The 17,628-nt window shown below is 34.0% G+C and carries 12 protein-coding genes; 1 reads left to right on the top strand and 11 read right to left on the bottom strand.

Features of this window, described 5'->3' with window-relative positions:
- The 8 genes from Q0L65_RS11965 to Q0L65_RS11930 form a co-directional block, all read right to left on the bottom strand.
- Positions 1 to 2,502, bottom strand: a complete 2,502-nt coding sequence (locus Q0L65_RS11965; protein ID WP_296686662.1) for a right-handed parallel beta-helix repeat-containing protein — start codon at positions 2,500 to 2,502, stop codon at positions 1 to 3.
- Between the two features lie 278 nt (positions 2,503 to 2,780).
- Positions 2,781 to 3,965, bottom strand: a complete 1,185-nt coding sequence (gene uxuA, locus Q0L65_RS11960) for a mannonate dehydratase (protein ID WP_296686658.1) — start codon at positions 3,963 to 3,965, stop codon at positions 2,781 to 2,783.
- 74 nt (positions 3,966 to 4,039) lie between these two features.
- Positions 4,040 to 4,789: a rhamnogalacturonan acetylesterase gene (locus Q0L65_RS11955; RefSeq protein WP_296686656.1), complete on the bottom strand. Its 750-nt coding sequence runs from the start codon at positions 4,787 to 4,789 to the stop codon at positions 4,040 to 4,042.
- A 40-nt stretch (positions 4,790 to 4,829) separates the two neighbouring features.
- Positions 4,830 to 6,854, bottom strand: coding sequence for a pectate lyase (pelA, locus tag Q0L65_RS11950; RefSeq protein ID WP_296686654.1), 2,025 nt, complete (start codon positions 6,852 to 6,854; stop codon positions 4,830 to 4,832).
- Between the two features lie 4 nt (positions 6,855 to 6,858).
- Positions 6,859 to 8,472: a glycoside hydrolase 43 family protein gene (locus tag Q0L65_RS11945; protein ID WP_296686651.1), complete on the bottom strand. Its 1,614-nt coding sequence runs from the start codon at positions 8,470 to 8,472 to the stop codon at positions 6,859 to 6,861.
- Between the two features lie 24 nt (positions 8,473 to 8,496).
- The gene (locus tag Q0L65_RS11940) at positions 8,497 to 9,576 is read right to left on the bottom strand and encodes a glycoside hydrolase family 88 protein (RefSeq protein WP_296686648.1); all 1,080 of its coding nucleotides are present in this window, start codon (positions 9,574 to 9,576) and stop codon (positions 8,497 to 8,499) included.
- A gap of 130 nt (positions 9,577 to 9,706) precedes the next feature.
- Positions 9,707 to 10,669: a DUF4861 family protein gene (locus Q0L65_RS11935; protein ID WP_296686646.1), complete on the bottom strand. Its 963-nt coding sequence runs from the start codon at positions 10,667 to 10,669 to the stop codon at positions 9,707 to 9,709.
- A 99-nt stretch (positions 10,670 to 10,768) separates the two neighbouring features.
- Positions 10,769 to 12,220 carry a glycoside hydrolase family 28 protein gene (locus Q0L65_RS11930; protein ID WP_296686644.1) on the bottom strand — a complete coding sequence of 484 codons (1,452 nt, stop codon included), beginning with the start codon at positions 12,218 to 12,220 and terminating at the stop codon, positions 10,769 to 10,771.
- A 269-nt stretch (positions 12,221 to 12,489) separates the two neighbouring features.
- On the opposite strand from Q0L65_RS11930, the gene Q0L65_RS11925 reads away from it, so the two are divergent.
- Entirely contained in the window at positions 12,490 to 13,518 is a 1,029-nt protein-coding gene (locus Q0L65_RS11925; protein ID WP_296686642.1) for a LacI family DNA-binding transcriptional regulator, read from the top strand.
- 58 nt (positions 13,519 to 13,576) lie between these two features.
- Here the strand turns inward: Q0L65_RS11925 and Q0L65_RS11920 are convergent, their stop codons facing one another.
- The 3 genes from Q0L65_RS11920 to Q0L65_RS11910 all read right to left on the bottom strand — a co-directional run bounded on the left by Q0L65_RS11920 (position 13,577) and on the right by Q0L65_RS11910 (position 17,627).
- Positions 13,577 to 15,193 (bottom strand): altronate dehydratase family protein, encoded by a 1,617-nt coding sequence (locus tag Q0L65_RS11920; RefSeq protein WP_296686640.1) that lies wholly within the window; start codon positions 15,191 to 15,193, stop codon positions 13,577 to 13,579.
- 30 nt (positions 15,194 to 15,223) lie between these two features.
- On the bottom strand, positions 15,224 to 16,666 hold the full coding sequence (locus tag Q0L65_RS11915; protein ID WP_296686637.1) for a tagaturonate reductase: 1,443 nt from the start codon (positions 16,664 to 16,666) through the stop codon (positions 15,224 to 15,226).
- Positions 16,667 to 16,811: 145 nt separating this feature from the next.
- Complete coding sequence (locus tag Q0L65_RS11910; protein WP_296686635.1) at positions 16,812 to 17,627, bottom strand: SDR family oxidoreductase; 816 nt, start codon at positions 17,625 to 17,627, stop codon at positions 16,812 to 16,814.
- Position 17,628: the final 1 nt, after the last annotated feature.

Raw genomic sequence — 17,628 nt, 5'->3', positions numbered from 1 at the left:
TTAATTTATTTTTTTGAAAAACACCCAAGTTTCGTCTGGTTTTGTTCCTGGAATTCCCGTTTGGTAGTGCTTCATTTGAGCATTCCAATCGTTCACTCGAGGATTATTTTCTATCGTCTTTGGATTCAATTCGTCTAAGGTTTTTCCTTTTGGAATACTAATCACCAGAATTAATTGTTTGCCATTTTTGAATACTTGTAACTGCTGAAAATCGGCATTACAAAAACCTTGAGCAACCTCAGGCCATTTCTCAAACTGAGTAGCGTGGTAATCTAAATATTCTTGTTGTAACTTAGCATCATCTACTAAATTTGCTGATAAAATAATATGCTCCCATTCTGATACCGGTTTTGACTCTTTACATCTTTCAGCTTTAGCAAAATTGTATATTGGTTTTTCGTAAATTTTAATTGCTGCCTTTGGAAACGCTAAAGCCAGTTTATTTTTTACCCTTTGCGGATTATTCATTTTGCCATAAACTACCAAATGATTTTGCCACTGATGCAATTGTTGGTCAACAATTCGAAATCCCTTTAAAGTTGAATTTATTTTAGCCACGTCAAAATCATCTCCAACTAACTCAATTGCTACAAACTCAGGCAGTTCTTGTAATCCCCAATTTTTGTCCACAACCACCTCCTTTGTCAATTGAGAAAAAGAAGGTCTAACTCCCGCATTTTGCTTAATCGCGTCCGCCACATAAGGATTATTATCTTGCCAAATATTTCCTGCGGGACCATTATTGTTTTTAAGAATCTTTTCGGTTGGGATCCAATTGTTTTTAATTGTAAAATAAGATGAGCCTTCGTCAGTATACAAATACAACCATAGAAAAGGATCGTGCGCATACGGACTCAAATAAACCGAGTCAATATAATTTTCCTCTATCCTACTATCTGGCTGTGCTGAAAGGGTATAAATTCCCGAAACATCGTGTAAATGCTTCGCATAGTGGTGAATTTTATTGCCTATGATTTTATTATTTCTCATCACATTCGGACTTGGATTCCAGCCCCAACCTAATGAAATACCGGAGTAAGCAACATCCGAAATTTCATTGTGTTCTATTGTACAATTTTTGACAAATCCCGCACTAATTCCTAATGTCCCCCAATCTTCATTAGCAACATTAGTAATCACATTATCTGCTACTAATTCATCCGAACAAACCTCTCTTTCATCCTTTGGATTATAGGGTAAATGTGCTTCAAATGCTTCTTCTGAGAAAACACCCAAATTAATCGCACTACCACCAATATCCTTAAACAAATTTCCTTGAATTCTGTTATGATTCGTCCCTTTGTTAAAATCCAAACCTGTAGATGATAAATGTTCAAAACAACACCCTTCAAAAACAGTATTCGCTGCGTAATTAACCTCAACAGCTGCTCTTGGCCTTCCTACCCAAGCTTGATTTTCTAAACTAGCTTGATTGGGTGTTCCTGGTATTTTTAATTTGTAAGCGTCTAACAAATACATCCCTGCTTGTAAAGGTACATGCCCCTGTTGAGAAGGACGCAGCCAGTTACTATATTCAAAAGAAATTCCTTTGAACTTAAAATCGTGTACAGGGGTATCTATGGTTCCTTTTATTTGAACTAAATTTTCCAAGACAGGCACCGTAACTATTGCGCTAGTCATATTTTCATCCTTTCTTGGATAATAATACACTTTCCCTCTTTTTCTGTCCAAATACCACTCTCCTGGTTCGTCTAACATCGAAAGGGCATTCGTCAAATAAAATGCTGAGTTACCATTATTTTTAGAAATCCAAGGCGCTGGCCAAGGATGTTCGCTTTGAATTCGACTTTCAGGTTGCTCAAATGAAAGTCTAGCACTATCTTTTTGAACTTGAATATCTTTGATGCGTAAATTAGCAATTGCCCACCATTGCACTATAAATAGTTCCATTCCTGGTTCAAAGGCAACCGATTTATTTTTGTAAGGAATCCAACAGGATTGTGTCTCTTTGTCCCAAGATAAAATGCGATCCATTTGATTACCAATGGTACTTTTAGCTCTGACCGCTTTTGTTCCATTAACCCATAATTGACGATAATTCAAGATTTCGCCTGCTATTTTAGGCGCATCAGCTTCCCAAACAACCCCTGCTTTTAGCCCATTTAAGGCAAGAGATTTTGTCCATTTTGTAATTGACAAACCGCCACTCAAAACGGGCTTCGCATTTGCATCTGCTTGAATTAAAGTAGGACTATCAATAGTACCTGAATCTTCTGGTCTTACAAATAGAGGTTCATTCAAATAGAAAGTCCCATCCATCAAGATAATATGAATACCTCCTTTGATGGATGCATCATTCAAACGACGTAGATCTCTTGCTTTTCGCAAAGCCATTTGAACACTTGCTAGTGGACTTGACTTTGTTCCAATATTAAGATCACTACCCTGAGGAGAAACCCAAATTTCAGCTGCGTTTACAGATAATACTGTAACTATAATCAATAAAACCGTAACTGTTTTTTTTAAAGCATTCAACCTCATTGCAATTTCTTTAGTTTTTATTTAATCAATACCTTTTTAGGTAAATTAGGACGGATGTTTTTACAGGAATACAACCGCCTAATTTGGCACCAAAATAATGTGAACCAAAAATAAAAGCATCCTGTACCCTCCTGCATTTTACATATTAGACCAACTGTTTTTTATGATATAAAACTCACTCAAGTTGATGATAAAACAATTTATTAAATAAAGAATTATAGTACTATTTAACAAAAACTAAATTGAAGGAACATTCAAATTTTGATTAACAGAAATAATTAAAACAAACTTTTTTGTATTCCCATTTCCAAACCTCTTAATTCTGCCAAACCTCTTAAACGGCCTATTGCAGAGTATCCAGGATTTGTTTTTTTAGTTAAATCATCTAGCATTTGGTGTCCATGATCGGGTCGCATCGGAATAGAATGATTTATTTCTCTTTCTGTTGTAATAATTGCTTTTACTACCCCGAACATATCTACATTTCCTTCTAAATGATTGGCCTCAAAAAAACTACCATTTGATTCCCTTTGCGTACTTCTCAAATGAATAAAATTCATTTTTTTTCCATGGCGTTCCACCATACCCACAAGGTCATTATCGGCTCTTACTCCGTATGATCCCGTACACATTGTAAAACCATTAGATGGCGAATCAATGACAGATAGTAAATCAATTAAATCAGATTCTGTGCTTACGACTCTTGGCAATCCCAATATAGAATAAGGAGGATCGTCCGGATGAATCGCCATTTTAACATTAACGCTTTCAGCTACGGGTATAATTTCCTTTAGAAAGAAAAACAAATTAGCTTTTAATTGCTGCGCATCTATATTTCTATAACCCTCTAATACTTTTAAAAAATCTTGAATACTATATGCTTCTTCTGCTCCTGGTAAACCAGCTAAAATATTTTGTTGTAATTTTAGTTTGTCATCAGCCGTTAGTCTCTCAAAACATAAAGTCGCGGCTTGAATTCGCTCTGGAGAATAATCTTTTTCTGCATCAGGCCTTTGAAGAATAAACAAATCAAAAGCAGTAAATTCATTGATGTCAAACCGTAAAGCCTTAGAACCATCTGCTACTTCATAAGACAAATCGGTTCGAGTCCAATCTAATACCGGCATAAAGTTGTAGCATACTGTCTGAATTCCACAAGATGCCAAGTTCTTAATGCTTTGTTTATAATTGTCAATATAGTGCAAATAATTCCCTGTTTGCTTCTTGATGTCTTCGTGTACTGGAATACTCTCTACAACTGACCAATTCAATCCTGTCAATTCTCCATCCACTCCATTCTTATACAAAATAGTATTTTTTCTTTTTTCGATTTCACTTACTTCCCAAACTTCTCCATTAGAAATATGGTGCAGTGCAGTTACAATTCCTGTTGCCCCGGCCTGTGCTATATCGGATAATTTAACTGAGTCATTCGGGCCGAACCATCTCCATGTTTGTTCCATTTCTATATTTTTTATTTTCCTCAATTAAATTGATTGAAATAGGTTAATTGAAGTATTCTATTAGACGTTAAGAATTACTTTTTAAGGGCTCTTTTTAATTGATTTACAGCTGGATCTTTTATCTTTTTTATACATTCTATCGCTAATTCTGCTACTGCCGTAGCTCCTTTGACAGATAAGTGGGTATTATCTTCTTTACCTTCTGGATAATACGGATGTTCTCCCAGCTTAAAGTGCAAATGCAGATCTTTAGATTTTTCTACTCCTTGAGACTGTTCTAACACTTCTGTATAATACTCTAGATCAATGAATGGCACTTGATACTCTTGAGCTACTAAGCGCGTTTCTAATGGATAATCGCCATGAGTACCTATTAAAACACCTTGCTCATTAAAATTTCTTCTTGCTATTGATGAAAACAAAATTGGAATTCCTCCTTTTTCTCTTGTTTCGGTAACAAAACGAATTAAATTATGTCGATAAGTTGTATGCGGATTGGTATACCGAGTAGAATCAGCCACTTTTTCATCATTATGTCCAAATTGAATGAATACATAATCACCCGGTTTCAAAGAATTATATACAGATTCCCATCGTTTTTCATCAATGAAACTTTTAGTACTTCTTCCATTAACAGCTCTATTATCAATCGTGACTTTATTCAAATCAAAAAAAGAAGGTAACACTTGGCACCAACCTTTCTCTGGGTTCTCATTTGGTTTTATTTTATCAGCCATTGTAGAATCGCCAATAGTATAAATGGTATTTTTTTGAGCAAAACAACTAAACGATATAATAGCAGAAAAAATAAAGGGTAATTTCATATTATTTATATTTAAGATTAAAACGAACTGTGTAAATTTATTATTTAAATGATTGAATTTGATGTGTAAATTCGATTCCTAAAACAGCTTCTGGGGTGTATTTTTCAGACTCTTTTTTAGTCAATTGATGTGACCAAATAACTCTTTTGTGCGGTTGATATCCAGCTCCAGTACAATTATATTCTGCATAAAAGGCTGTTTTTTCAGCTTCAGGTTTAGACCAATTTTCCCAACCCTCTGATCTAATATGTTTAGCCATTTCACAATTAATGAAAACCGTTTTTGCATAAATACGCCACGGACGGCCTAAATATACCTGACTTACACCTTCAGCTGCCGTCAATTTACAATTTTTAAAAACATAGCCAAAAGCAGCGTCTTGAGGAGTTGATGCTGCCGTTATATAGGAATCTTTCTTACTATAAATTTCGCAATTGTCAAATAAAGCCGTTGCATCTCCAAAAATAAAATCGGTAGTTCCTTCGACATAACAATTACTAAAATAATTTTTAGTCCCTTCTCCCGAAGTATACAATGTATCTTGGTTTCCTAAAAAAGAACAATTAGTAAACATCGCTCTATCTGCATTTACATTTAGGGCTACTGCCTGCCCTACTTCACCTGAGGTATTTTGAACAGTCAGATTTTTGCCTATAAAATCATTGCCTTCAACCAACATCGTATACGTATAAAAGGTGCTGTTTCTACCCAATCCTATTTTATTAAAATAATCGTCATACGTAATAATAGTACCTTCTCTGCTTTCTCCTAACAAAGTAATCTTAGGATTCCAAGAGTGTATTTTTACTTTTTCTTTATAAATCCCGTTTTTAACCAAAATAGTGATTCTCTCATAAGGAAATGCTCTGGATGCATTTATAGCTTCTTGAATAGTCTTAAAATCTCCTGTGCCCTTTTGATCAACTACAAAATAATTTTCATCTTTGGTTACACTATTTTTAACCCCATTTTTTAAAGAAATAGCCGCTATTTTATTTTTCCATTTAGAATACATTTTCAGCACTTCTTTGGGTTCGTTAGTGTACCAAGCATAACCGTTTCGACGTTCGAAACCTATTTCAGCCAAAGTAGCTTTTTTTATTCCATCTCGATCACAAAAAAAAGGGACATTAGTATCCAAATCCATAAACCTAGCCCATAATGGCTCCTCCAAATTAGGACTTGAAACAACAACTTTATTTTTCTTTTTTGTCACATCGTCAATAACCGTTTCTATTTTAACTCCGGTAATTTTTGTTTTCTCAAACCAACGAATGGCCCCTTCTACTGCATTTATAATTGCTTTATTGGGGTTATCAATCGACATCAATAATAAAGCTATTTGAGCTGATTCTTTTCCACTCAAAGAAGGCAACTCGTAAGCACGCGCTTTTGCAGGGAGTAATGTGTTTTCATCATGTTGCGCGCACCAAGCGGTAAGCTGTCCGTTTTGTTTGTATTGTGTTTTTAAAATACAATCTATTCCCTTATTAAAAGCAACATTTACTTTTTCTACAATTTCTGGAGACGGGGTTATCAAATAGACATTAGACTTGTTTTTGAGTTCTCTAAACAATTCCAAAACATTGACCATCGCATCATCATTGTACGTAATATGAGTATAATACCCCTTAATTAAAGGATAAAACTGTGGCCACCCTCCATTATCATATTGAGCTGCAAGTAAATAATCTAAACCTTTTAAAAATGCGTTTTTATATCTTACATCTGGATTTTGCTTATATACTTTTGATAATAATAGCATCTCCTGGCAGGTTGCCCCATTATCAATCGTACAATCTTTAGGAGAAGATTTTAAATCAATCAATTTTTGTTGGTCTGTAGCCGAAAGAGGTGCTTGCATCTGAATATTTTTGGGCCAACCTCCAATATTTCGTTGGTATAACAACACATTTTCGGCTATTTGAGTAGCCTCATCAGAAGCAAACCATTTTTCATCTGAAGAAGAGATAATTTGTTTCCAAGATTTCGCAACTACTTGTGCCGAAACACTGATTGAGACTACAATACAAAAAACACTTAAAATTCTTTTCAAACTACTCATTTTTTTATTCGTTAAATCTAACCCAATCTATTTTTACATTTCCTGCATCGTTAATAAATCCATTTCGCAAAGCAACAAATCCTATTTTTGCTCCAATCCATCTTCCTTCTTTAGCGGGAAACGGATCTCCTATTTCTTTAAAATCAGTTCCATTTTCACTGTAGGAAAAAATACAAATCCCTCCTTGAGTTACTTTTACTCGAAGATATACTAAATTGTTTTGCAATGAAGTCGAAGCGATCTCTCTTTCAATTCCTTTTTTATCAGCCGCTTTACATACTACTTGAGACAAAATGTTTTTACCTTGAACTTGTTTGATTTTAACTAAGCCATAATCCATACCCATGATTACAAAATTAACTTCTTCATCATCAAAACGAGGATTGAATGTTAATTTAGTTGTTGCGGTAAATTCTTCTGCTGGAAATTTTTGCAATACTATATTGGGAACATCCCAAAGGTTGATTGCTTCTTTAGGTTTTGGAATACAATTTAATGTATAATACCCTAAATTACTTGGGAATCCCCAATACACTTTAGGATTGGCATGCCATTGCCATTGCAAACCTAATTTTGTATCATTAAATTCATCTGACGTTTTTAGAGTAACTGAAGAACCAATTTTACCAACATTAGGTTTTCGATAAGTCAAAATAGGTTCTCCTATTCCGTCTCCATCTGGGTCAGCTCCAATTATCGGCCATTCATCTTTCCATTTCATTGGTTGTAAATGAACTATTCTTCCATAAGCCCCTTTATCTTGAAAATGAAAAAACCAATCTTCACCTGTTTGCGTTTGTACCCAAGCACCTTGATGTGGACCATTTATAGTTGTGTTGCCTTGTTCTAATACCTTTCTTTTCTCGTAAGGGCCAAAAATATGTTTAGACCTCAACACGGTTTGCCAACCAGTTGCCACGCCTCCTGCTGGGGCAAAAATATAATAATACCCATTTTTTTTATATATCTTCGGTCCTTCAATCGTAGACTCATCTTGATGTCCGTCTATAATCAATACTTCATCATTATTTGCCAAAATACCTTCCGAATTCATAGTACACGCTACTAACATGCTTTTTATTCCGGCTCTACTTCCAGCAAAAGCATAAATTAAATACGCTTTCCCATCGTCATCCCACAAAGGAGTAGGATCTATCAATCCTTTTCCTGATTTAACTAAAACAGGAGAGGACCATGGACCAAGTACATCTTTGGATTTAACCATATAAATTCCAAAATCGGGATCTGGATAATAAATATAAAATTCATTGTTGTGGTATCGGATACATGGTGCCCAAACCCCATTGCCATGTTGAGGTTTATCATACACCTCAAACGGAGGTTGTTTTGTCAAGGCATAGCTTATCTGTTTCCAATTAACTAAATCAGTTGATTCTAAAATTGGTAAACCAGGAATACAGTTAAAAGAAGATGCCGTCATATAATATGTATCTCCCACACGAATCACATCTGGATCTGAATAATCTGAATGCAAAATAGGATTTTGATAAAACCCTTTTTTACTCATCAAACTAAATGGTGTCGTGCTAACCTGTGCAAATAATCCTAATGAAGGAAACAATATTCCAAGAAAAATGGTTTGGATATTTTTTTTCATTTAATACATATTCTTGAGTAAAACTTATTTATCCAATTCTATAGCGGCCAATAAAAAAGCACCAAGCCCATGAGAATTATCTGTCATTACTTTTTCACTCATATAATATTTGTAAGAACCATCTCTATATGGGTTTCCACCAAGTCCTGCACTTTTACATACTTGTGTGATATGAACTTCTCCATTATTATCAACGCGAATAAGCTTTGTAATTAATCCATCAAAACCTTTAAGTGCTACCTTCTCAAATTCGATAGGCAAATATCCTTTGTGAACTCCTTTTGCAATGGCATAAATTAACATTGATGAACCTGAGGCTTCTAAATAATTCCCTTCACTAGTTGGCATATTAGGAATTTGATACCATAATCCAGAAGCATCTTGGTATTGAGTAACCGCGATGGTCAATTCATTTAAGTAGTGTATTAGTTCCTTTCTTTTTGGATGGTTATTAGGGAAATAATCTAAGGCATCTACTAACGCCATTCCGTACCAACCCAAAGCTCTTAACCAAATATGAGGCGCAGTACCTGTTTCTTTGTTAGCCCATGCCATTTGCTTGCTCTCATCATAGGCATGAAAAAACAACCCTGTTTTTCTATCTAATGTATGGTCATGAAGCAACTCAAACTGATGAGCAACATCGTTCAATTTATCTCCTTTTTCAAATTCAGCATTAAATCTTGCATAAAATGGTTGCCCCATATACAAACCATCCAACCACATCTGATTCGGGTAGATTTTTTTATGCCAAAATCCGCCAGATGGAGTTCTTGGGTAATCAGTAAATTGGTTTCTTAATGTTCTTAGGGCTATACGATACTTCTGTTCTTTTGTTTTGTCATACAAACCAAAAAGTATTTTCCCAGCATTGATAAAGTCTATATTATGATCTTCAGGATTAAAATTTTGAAAAGCGCCAGAATCATTAATTAATGTATCTGCATATTCTTTTATATAATTGTGATATTGTTGATTGCCCGTTTTAGTGTATAATTTTTCATATGCCGTTAAAATCATTCCAATTTTATAATCCCACTTTGGCGTTTCATGATTATCAATTTGCCAGGCTTGAGGATGTCTTTCCATTATAGAAAAAGCCATTCTCTCAGACCATTTTAAGTTTGACGGAATAGTTTTACTACTCTCTTGAGCTTTTATGTCTAGATTAAACAAGAGCATTAAAGAAAATATCGGCATTATATAGCTAAAAACAATTGCTTTTCTCATAATCTTACATCGTATTATTTTTTTCCAAAGTTTTTAGTTTTTCATCTAAATAATTGACAAACTCCTCTTTCGATTGAATCCCATTAGGTTCTTGTTCCCATGCTCCTAAAAAATAAAAATCGACGGCTTGAGTAGTTGGTTTAAATAGCAACAAATAATCAAATTCTGCATCAACTAGATCTTTAACCGATTCGGTTTGATAAAAAATAGCCATTCCTAATTGGTCTGGAACCAAGGATTGATTTCCGTAGGTAGCCAAATAAGCCCATTTTTTATTATGACTTACCTTTTTAAGTACCTCTGTATTTTTTTGTTTTACTATTCCAGTACAAATTCCTTCTATTTCTTTTGAAGGATGTATTCTATGTTGCGTATAACGTTGATTAGGCTTAATCGTTAATTCGGACGTGAAATTAATTTTATCAGAAGCGGTTTTCCAACCATAATATTGCACTTTTACAGCAGAATTTTTAGGCGTGTTTTCGATTGTAGCTATGGTCGAATCCACTTCATAAAAATGCAATCTCTCCTTATTCAAATAACGATCGATTGAACCTATACCTATTCCTTTTCCTGCCTTTAATATATCTGATCCCCAATCTTGCATTTCGTGATACGAATCGAAACCATCTTGACCTACTTTTGGCAAAATAATAGATTCTGTTTTTTTACCAAAAATATCAATCGCATTACGCCAATCCAAATACAATCGGTATCCAATTTTATTACTTTCCCATCCTGGTCCTTCGTATCGTATATCAAAAGAATGGTCTGTATGTTCGGAGGCTAATTTCAATTTTTGAACATTCTTAAATGTTCCACCAATGTATTTTCTACCTTCCCATTTCCCTCCTTCTTTTACAGAAACTTCTGCGTAGGTTTTTTGATTTGGTGATTGGCTAAAAATCAAATTGAATTGAACTGAAACCAAACTTAAAAGCACTATTATAAATCCTTTTGTTTTCATTGTATAAATATTTAATTTTAAAAAAGGGGACACGATTATAAATCAGCCCCCGATAAAATAAACCCTAAAATACTAAAAATCTTTTTATTATTATTTGTCCTAATTGTTTTTAGGACTTTCCATCAAATGCCCATTAATATAAGTATTGACTAATTTTACACCTTCAACATTTTCTATTAAATAATCTGTCTCCACTTTTTCAATTATAACATCTTGAAATCGAATGTTCTTAATTGGAAATCCTTTATGCCCTTTTGCTAAAATACCATACAATCCGCCATTTTTAACAGTCGTATTTTCAATAAAAATATTTTGCACTTGTGGCATAAACGTACCTGTCTGATTACCATGAACCCCATAGTGTAGATCAATACCTAAAACAGACTCCTTTACTTCTCCTACTTTAATATTACGTACGAATACATTTTCAACTAAACCTCCTCTTCGTGAGTTCGATTTTATTCTAATTGCTCTATCTAATTCTGGACTATCCATCACACAATTTTCAACATACACATTACTAACACCCGCAGAAATTTCACTACCAATAGTTACTCCTCCATGGCCATCATACATTTTGCAGTCTTGAACAATAATATTTTCACTTTTTATTGCTACGCGTCTTCCGTCATTATCTCTTCCTGATTTTATTGCAATACAATCATCGCCTGTGTCAAAAGTTGTGTTTTTAATCCATACGTTTTTAGAATATTCAGGATCACATCCGTCATTATTAGGACCATGACTTTTAATACTTACACCATCAACTATTACATTTACAGATTTCATCGGATGGATTACCCAGAAAGGAGTATTCACTATTTGAACCCCCTGAATCAAAACTGTTTTACATTCAAAAAATTCTATAAAATTAGGTCGTAAATAATGTCCTTTACCAAAAATTCTTTCTGAAACTGGAACGTTTTTATCTGCTAAATCCATTAATTTATACACATCCTCTTTTTGATTTGGAGTATCTTTTTTCCAACCGTATCTAGCACTACTACACCATGGCCACCATTTTTCATTACTACTCTGTCCATTCAAAGTCCCTTTTCCAGTAACAGCCACATTTTGTTTATTATAAGCATAGATTAATGGCGAATAATTCATGCATTCAGTTCCTTCAAACGTGGTATGTACTATTGGGAAAACTGCAGGGTCGGTATTAAACAAAATTTCAGCCCCCTCAGCTAAATGTAGGTTCACATTATTATCCAAATGAATTGGACCTGTAAAGTATTTTCCAGCAGGTACCAAAACAACACCTCCACCTTTTTTTGTACATTTTTCTATTGCCTTCTTGATGGCTACTGTATTATCAAAAACACCATCAGGACGTGCGCCAAAATCCAAAATATTGAAAACTTTATCCTGAAATACAGGAGTCGTAATCCCTTTAATAATTTCAGGAAATTTTGCCCACGCGTCTTTTGAAGTAATTGTTTGTTGCGCCTGAGAAGTCATAGTACAAAATACTGAAAGAGCTACTAAAAGTAAAAAACTAGATTTAACTTTATTTAAAAAAAAGGGATGGGAATTATTATTCATTATCTATACTGTTTTAATTAATGCAATCGATTACACAAACCTAATCATAAATTTCAAAATAAACAAAAAAGGATTAAAAAAAATACAGTTAATTTTATTTTTCTGCTTTAGTAATTAGACAAACACAAAAATCTAACAATTAGCATGAATATAATCCAATTTCAAATGTGTTTTCAGAACAAAGTTGTTTTTTTATAATAAGTAATTGTAATCGATAACATTAAAAATTATTTTTGCTACTTTTACCAATCTATACATTAATCTACAAAATGTCTGAAAAAGTTACTATTTATGATATTGCCAAAAAACTCGATATAACAGCAGCAACTGTTTCCAGAGCTTTAAACAATAATCCTAAAATTAGTCCAGCAACTAGAAAACTAGTCTTAGATACTGCGACTACAATGAATTACAAACAAAATAAATTAGCACAAGCACTACGTAGTGGAAAAAGTAATAATGTAGGTGTGATTGTGCCCAGGATTGACAGTAACTTTTTTGCTTCGGTAATTCGTGGTATTGAAGAAGAATTACACCCTGAGGGCTACCATGTTATCATTTGTCAAACACATGAAGATGAAAAAAGGGAAATTGAAAATATCAACACCCTTTTAAACGCCCAAGTAGACGGAATATTAATGTCAATTTCAAACGTAACCAAGGAAAACGAACTTGTTATTAAACGAGTAATTAGCAAAAGTGTTCCGCTAATATTTTTTGATAGAAAATTAAATCTAGATGGTGTTAGTTCTGTTACTATTAACGACTTCGAGGGAGGTTATGCTGCGACAAAACATTTGATCGAGGAAGGTTGTACAAAAATAGCCCACCTTGCAGGAGATCAATCCCTAGAAATCTATAAAAATCGTTTTAAAGGCTACAAACAGGCATTAGTTGATAATGGTCTAAAATTCAATGAAAAATATGTATTACGAACTAAAAGTAATGTTGACGCTGGGATAAACGCCGCTAAAACACTGCTTCAATTAGACACTCCTCCAGACGCCATATTTTCATCCAGTGATTTTGCTGGACTAGGCGCTATACAGGAAGTAAAAGAGCAAGGATTTAAAATTCCAAACGATTTTTGTGTAGTAGGATTTGGTAATGAGCCTTTTACAAAATTCATGGAATTATCTATTTCTTCCGTAGATCAATCCCCTATGGAAATGGGAAAAATGGCAGCCAAAGTTTTTCTAGAACAAATCAACAATAATGATAATTCAAAGGTTGAGAAAAAAGTAGTTTTAGTTCCAAAATTACTTACCCGAAAATCTTCCAATAGACAAAACCAATAAAAAAGGAGAGCTTGAGCTCTCCTTTTTTATTTACCTATTTATAGGCCATTTTGCAGTGCTATAAAGACACTCCTCTTTTCCAAGGGATAAAATCATTTTGGTTTAAAATAGCCGCTTTAGTTTTAATTTCTCCACTAGCTACTTTAATAATATATTCTAACATTTCGTCTGCCGTTTCTTCAATCGATTTTTCACCTGTAATAATTTCACCCGTGTTAAAATCGATAATATCAGACATTTTATTAGCCAATTGAGTGTTCGATGATACTTTTACAACTGGAGCAATTGGATTTCCTGTTGGAGTTCCTAAACCTGTTGTAAATAATACCATATTTGCACCTGAACCTACCATTGCAGTAGTACACTCAACGTCATTTCCTGGAGTACATAACAATGTAAACCCTGGCTCGTTAATGTATTCTCCATAATCGTAAACTCCTACAATTGGAGAAGTTCCTCCTTTTTTAGAAGCTCCTGCTGATTTCATTGCATCTGTAATCAAACCGTCTTTGATGTTACCTGGAGATGGATTCATATCAAAACCCGAACCGGCATCAACCACAGATTTTTCATACCATTTCATTAATTCTAAGAAACGTTCCCCATCTTTATCATCTATACAACGATTTACTAATTCCTGTTCCACTCCACATAATTCTGGGAATTCAGAAAGGATTGTAGTACCCCCTAATGCCACTAATTTATCAGATAAAACACCTAATGTTGGGTTAGCTGAAATTCCAGAGAATCCATCCGAACCACCACACTCTAATCCAATTGTTAATTTAGATAACGGAGCTGGTTTTCTAACAATTTTATTAGCTTCTTTAATTGCAGCAAAAGAATCTTTTACTACAGTACTCAACATTTCTTCGATTGTTCCAATAGATTGTTGATCGTAAATCAAAACAGGCTTATCGCTGTTTGGATTAATCGCTTTCATAGCATCTTGGAAAATAGAAATTTGCAGGTTTTGACAACCCAAACTTAAAACAGTAGCGCCAGCCACGTTGGGATTGTTCACGTATCCAGCTAAAAGCTTAGCTAATGAGTGAGAATCCTGACGAATTCCACCACAACCTCCTTGGTGCTGAATAAATTTCACATCAATATTTTCAAATAAATCAATTTCTGCTGATTTTGTAACTGCATCATCAGCTCCTGTTTCAGAATTCACTAAAGAGCGAAGCAACAATTGGTAATCGTTTTCTTTTGGTTTTTTTAATTCTTTTTCAAAAATTCCTTTTAAGATTTCGATATTTCTGTTTTCACAGAATACCAATGGAAAAAACAACCAAACATTTTCTGTTCCAACCTGACCATCTGTTCTATGATACCCCATGAAAGTTTTATCTTTCCATTGGTCTACATTAGGAACTTCCCAGCCAATCGTATCTGTTTTACCTGTTACTTTAGCACTTTCGTGTTTAACATTTGCAGTAGTAATTACATCTCCTTTAGCAATTGTTTGACTTGCTTTTCCAACAATTACACCATACATAATAATTTTGTCTCCAGATTCAAAATCTTTCATCGCAATCTTATGCTTCATTTTAGTATCTGATAATACTACAACGTCTTCTCCTTCAAATGCAATAGTTTCTCCAGCAACTAGGTTCACTAAAGCTACAGCTACATTGTCAGTAGGGTCTACTTTTATTAATTTTTTTTGCATGATAATTACTGTAATTGATTCATAATAAAATTACTGTTTTTGGCTAAAATTAATGTAACCTTGTTCTATACCGTTAGCCTCGATTTCATTTAAGGCAAGAACTAATGCTTGTAAAAGTCCTTCAACCTTGTTTAAATCTTCATCCCAGAAATCTGTATTAGCTAAAACTGCAGCTACAACTGATTCCAAATTTCCTAATTCCCAGGCTTTTTTGAATGCTTCAACTAATTCCGGACTGTCTTTTACCGGTAAAGCTTCATTGTTCCAAGTTCCTTTATAAAATTGGATTAAACAAGCTAATGAAAAAGTCAAACTAGTAGGCAATTTTTTAGTAGTTGTATAATAACCTAACAAACTTGGCAAAACTCTTACTTTGAATTTTGAGATTGAATTTAAAGCAATATCAGCTAATGCATGCTTAATAAATGGATTTCTAAAACGATCCATTACCTCTTCAGCATAAGCAGTAATTTCATTTTTATCCATCGGTAGCGTTTCGCTAATTTCAGCGATCACATTATCAACAAACGGTCCAGTAAAACTTCCATTAACTGTTTCCATAACTAATTTGTTACCAAATAAAAGAGAAACGGGAACCATTGCTGTGTGTGCACCATTCAAAATACGAACTTTAATCATTTTGAAAGGACGAATATCGTCAACAATCTTCACGTTCAAATCTGTTTTATCGAATGGAAGTTTTGCTTTCAAATCTTCTCCTCCTTCAATAGCCCAAAGGAAAAATGGTTCAGCAGCAACGATTAAGTTATCTTGATAATCTAATTTGCTATTGTACTCTTCAATTTCAGCTCTTGGGTATCCAGGAACGATTCTGTCAACCAAAGTACTGTGATAGGTACAATCTTCCGAAACCCATTTCTTAAATGCAGCATCTAAATTCCATAAATCACAGTATTGTAAGATGCATTTTTTTAATGTTTCAGAGTTGTAATCTATCAATTCACAAGGAATGATAGTTACTGCTTTTGAAGGATCTCCATTGAAGTGTTTGAATCTTTCTTGTAATAAAAGGGTTAATTTAGCAGGAAACGCTGCTGGCGGCTGCATATCCGGAGTGTCTGTATCAAGAAATTCAATTCCTGCTTCAGTAGTATTTGAAACAATAAACTGAAGTGCTGACTCTTTAGCTAATGCTAAATAATCTGCAAAATTACTATAGGGATTAATAGCTTTTACAATATTGGAAATCAACTGGATATCTTGAATTTTTTCTCCTTTTTTGATTCCGTTCATAAAAAGAGTATATAAACCATCCTGATCGTTAATCATATTTACCATACCCTCTTTCAATGGCTGAACAACTGCAATACCAGCATTGAAATCAACTTCATTGTTTAATCTTTGAAAAGCATAATCAACAAAGGCTCTTAAAAAATTTCCTTCACCAAATTGCACTACTTTAATAGGAAGCTTATTTTCTAAACCTGTACTATTTCTATTTAACTTTTCCATTTTGTATTTCTATATGACCTTTAAATTATTATTTTTTTGCTTACTAAAATAAACGACTCACTTTCTATCTTCTTATATTCACTATTAGAGGAATTATAGAAAATTTAAAAAAATATAATTGCAAGTCGCTTATTAAAATTTTTATTTACACTCCTCCAAAAATTGTAAATCCTCCATCCACTGTAATGGTGGTACCTGTGACAAATTTTGAAGCATCACTTAACAACCAAACTAAAGCACCATTCAATTCTTCTGGGCTTCCAAATCTCTTATAAGGAGTATTTTTTATAATTAAATTACCTCTTTCTGTCAAACTTCCGTCAGGATTAGTTAATAACGTTCTATTCTGTTCTGTTAGAAAAAAACCGGGAGCAATCGCATTCATCCGAATTGTATCTCCATATCTATTGGCTAATTCTATTGCAAACCATTTCGTATACGACTCAATAGCCGACTTCGCCATACTATATCCTAATACTTTTGTAATCGTAATTAATGACGTTATAGAGGAAATATTGACAATACTTCCCGAACCATTGTCCTTGATTGCTTTTCCAAATACTTGTGTCGGTAGTACTGTTCCAAATAAATTCAGTTGAACTACCTCTTGTAAAGCCCCTATATTCAATTCGAAAACATCTTGATTGGGCTGAACAACAGCATCAGGAATATTACCCCCTGCTGCATTGACTAATCCATCTATTTTTCCAAATGTGGAAAGCATTTGCTGGCAAGCAACTTCTAATTGAGCTTCATTAGTAACATCGGCAATTAATGCCAAAGCACGACCTCCTTTTTGTTGTATCGCACTAGCTCTCTCATTGGCCACTTTTTCATTTCTGCCTAGAATTCCTACAATACCCCCAGCAGCAGCAATACCTTCTACGAAGGCACCTCCCAGTATTCCTGTTCCTCCAGTTACTATGATTACTTTATCTTGTAATGAAAAATTAGTTTCCAAT

Source organism: Flavobacterium sp. (assembly GCF_024642105.1).
In the GTDB taxonomy this organism is placed as follows: Bacteria; Bacteroidota; Bacteroidia; order Flavobacteriales; family Flavobacteriaceae; genus Flavobacterium.
Note: the sequence above shows the minus strand (reverse complement) of the source record. Positions and strands in the feature narration are given on the sequence as shown.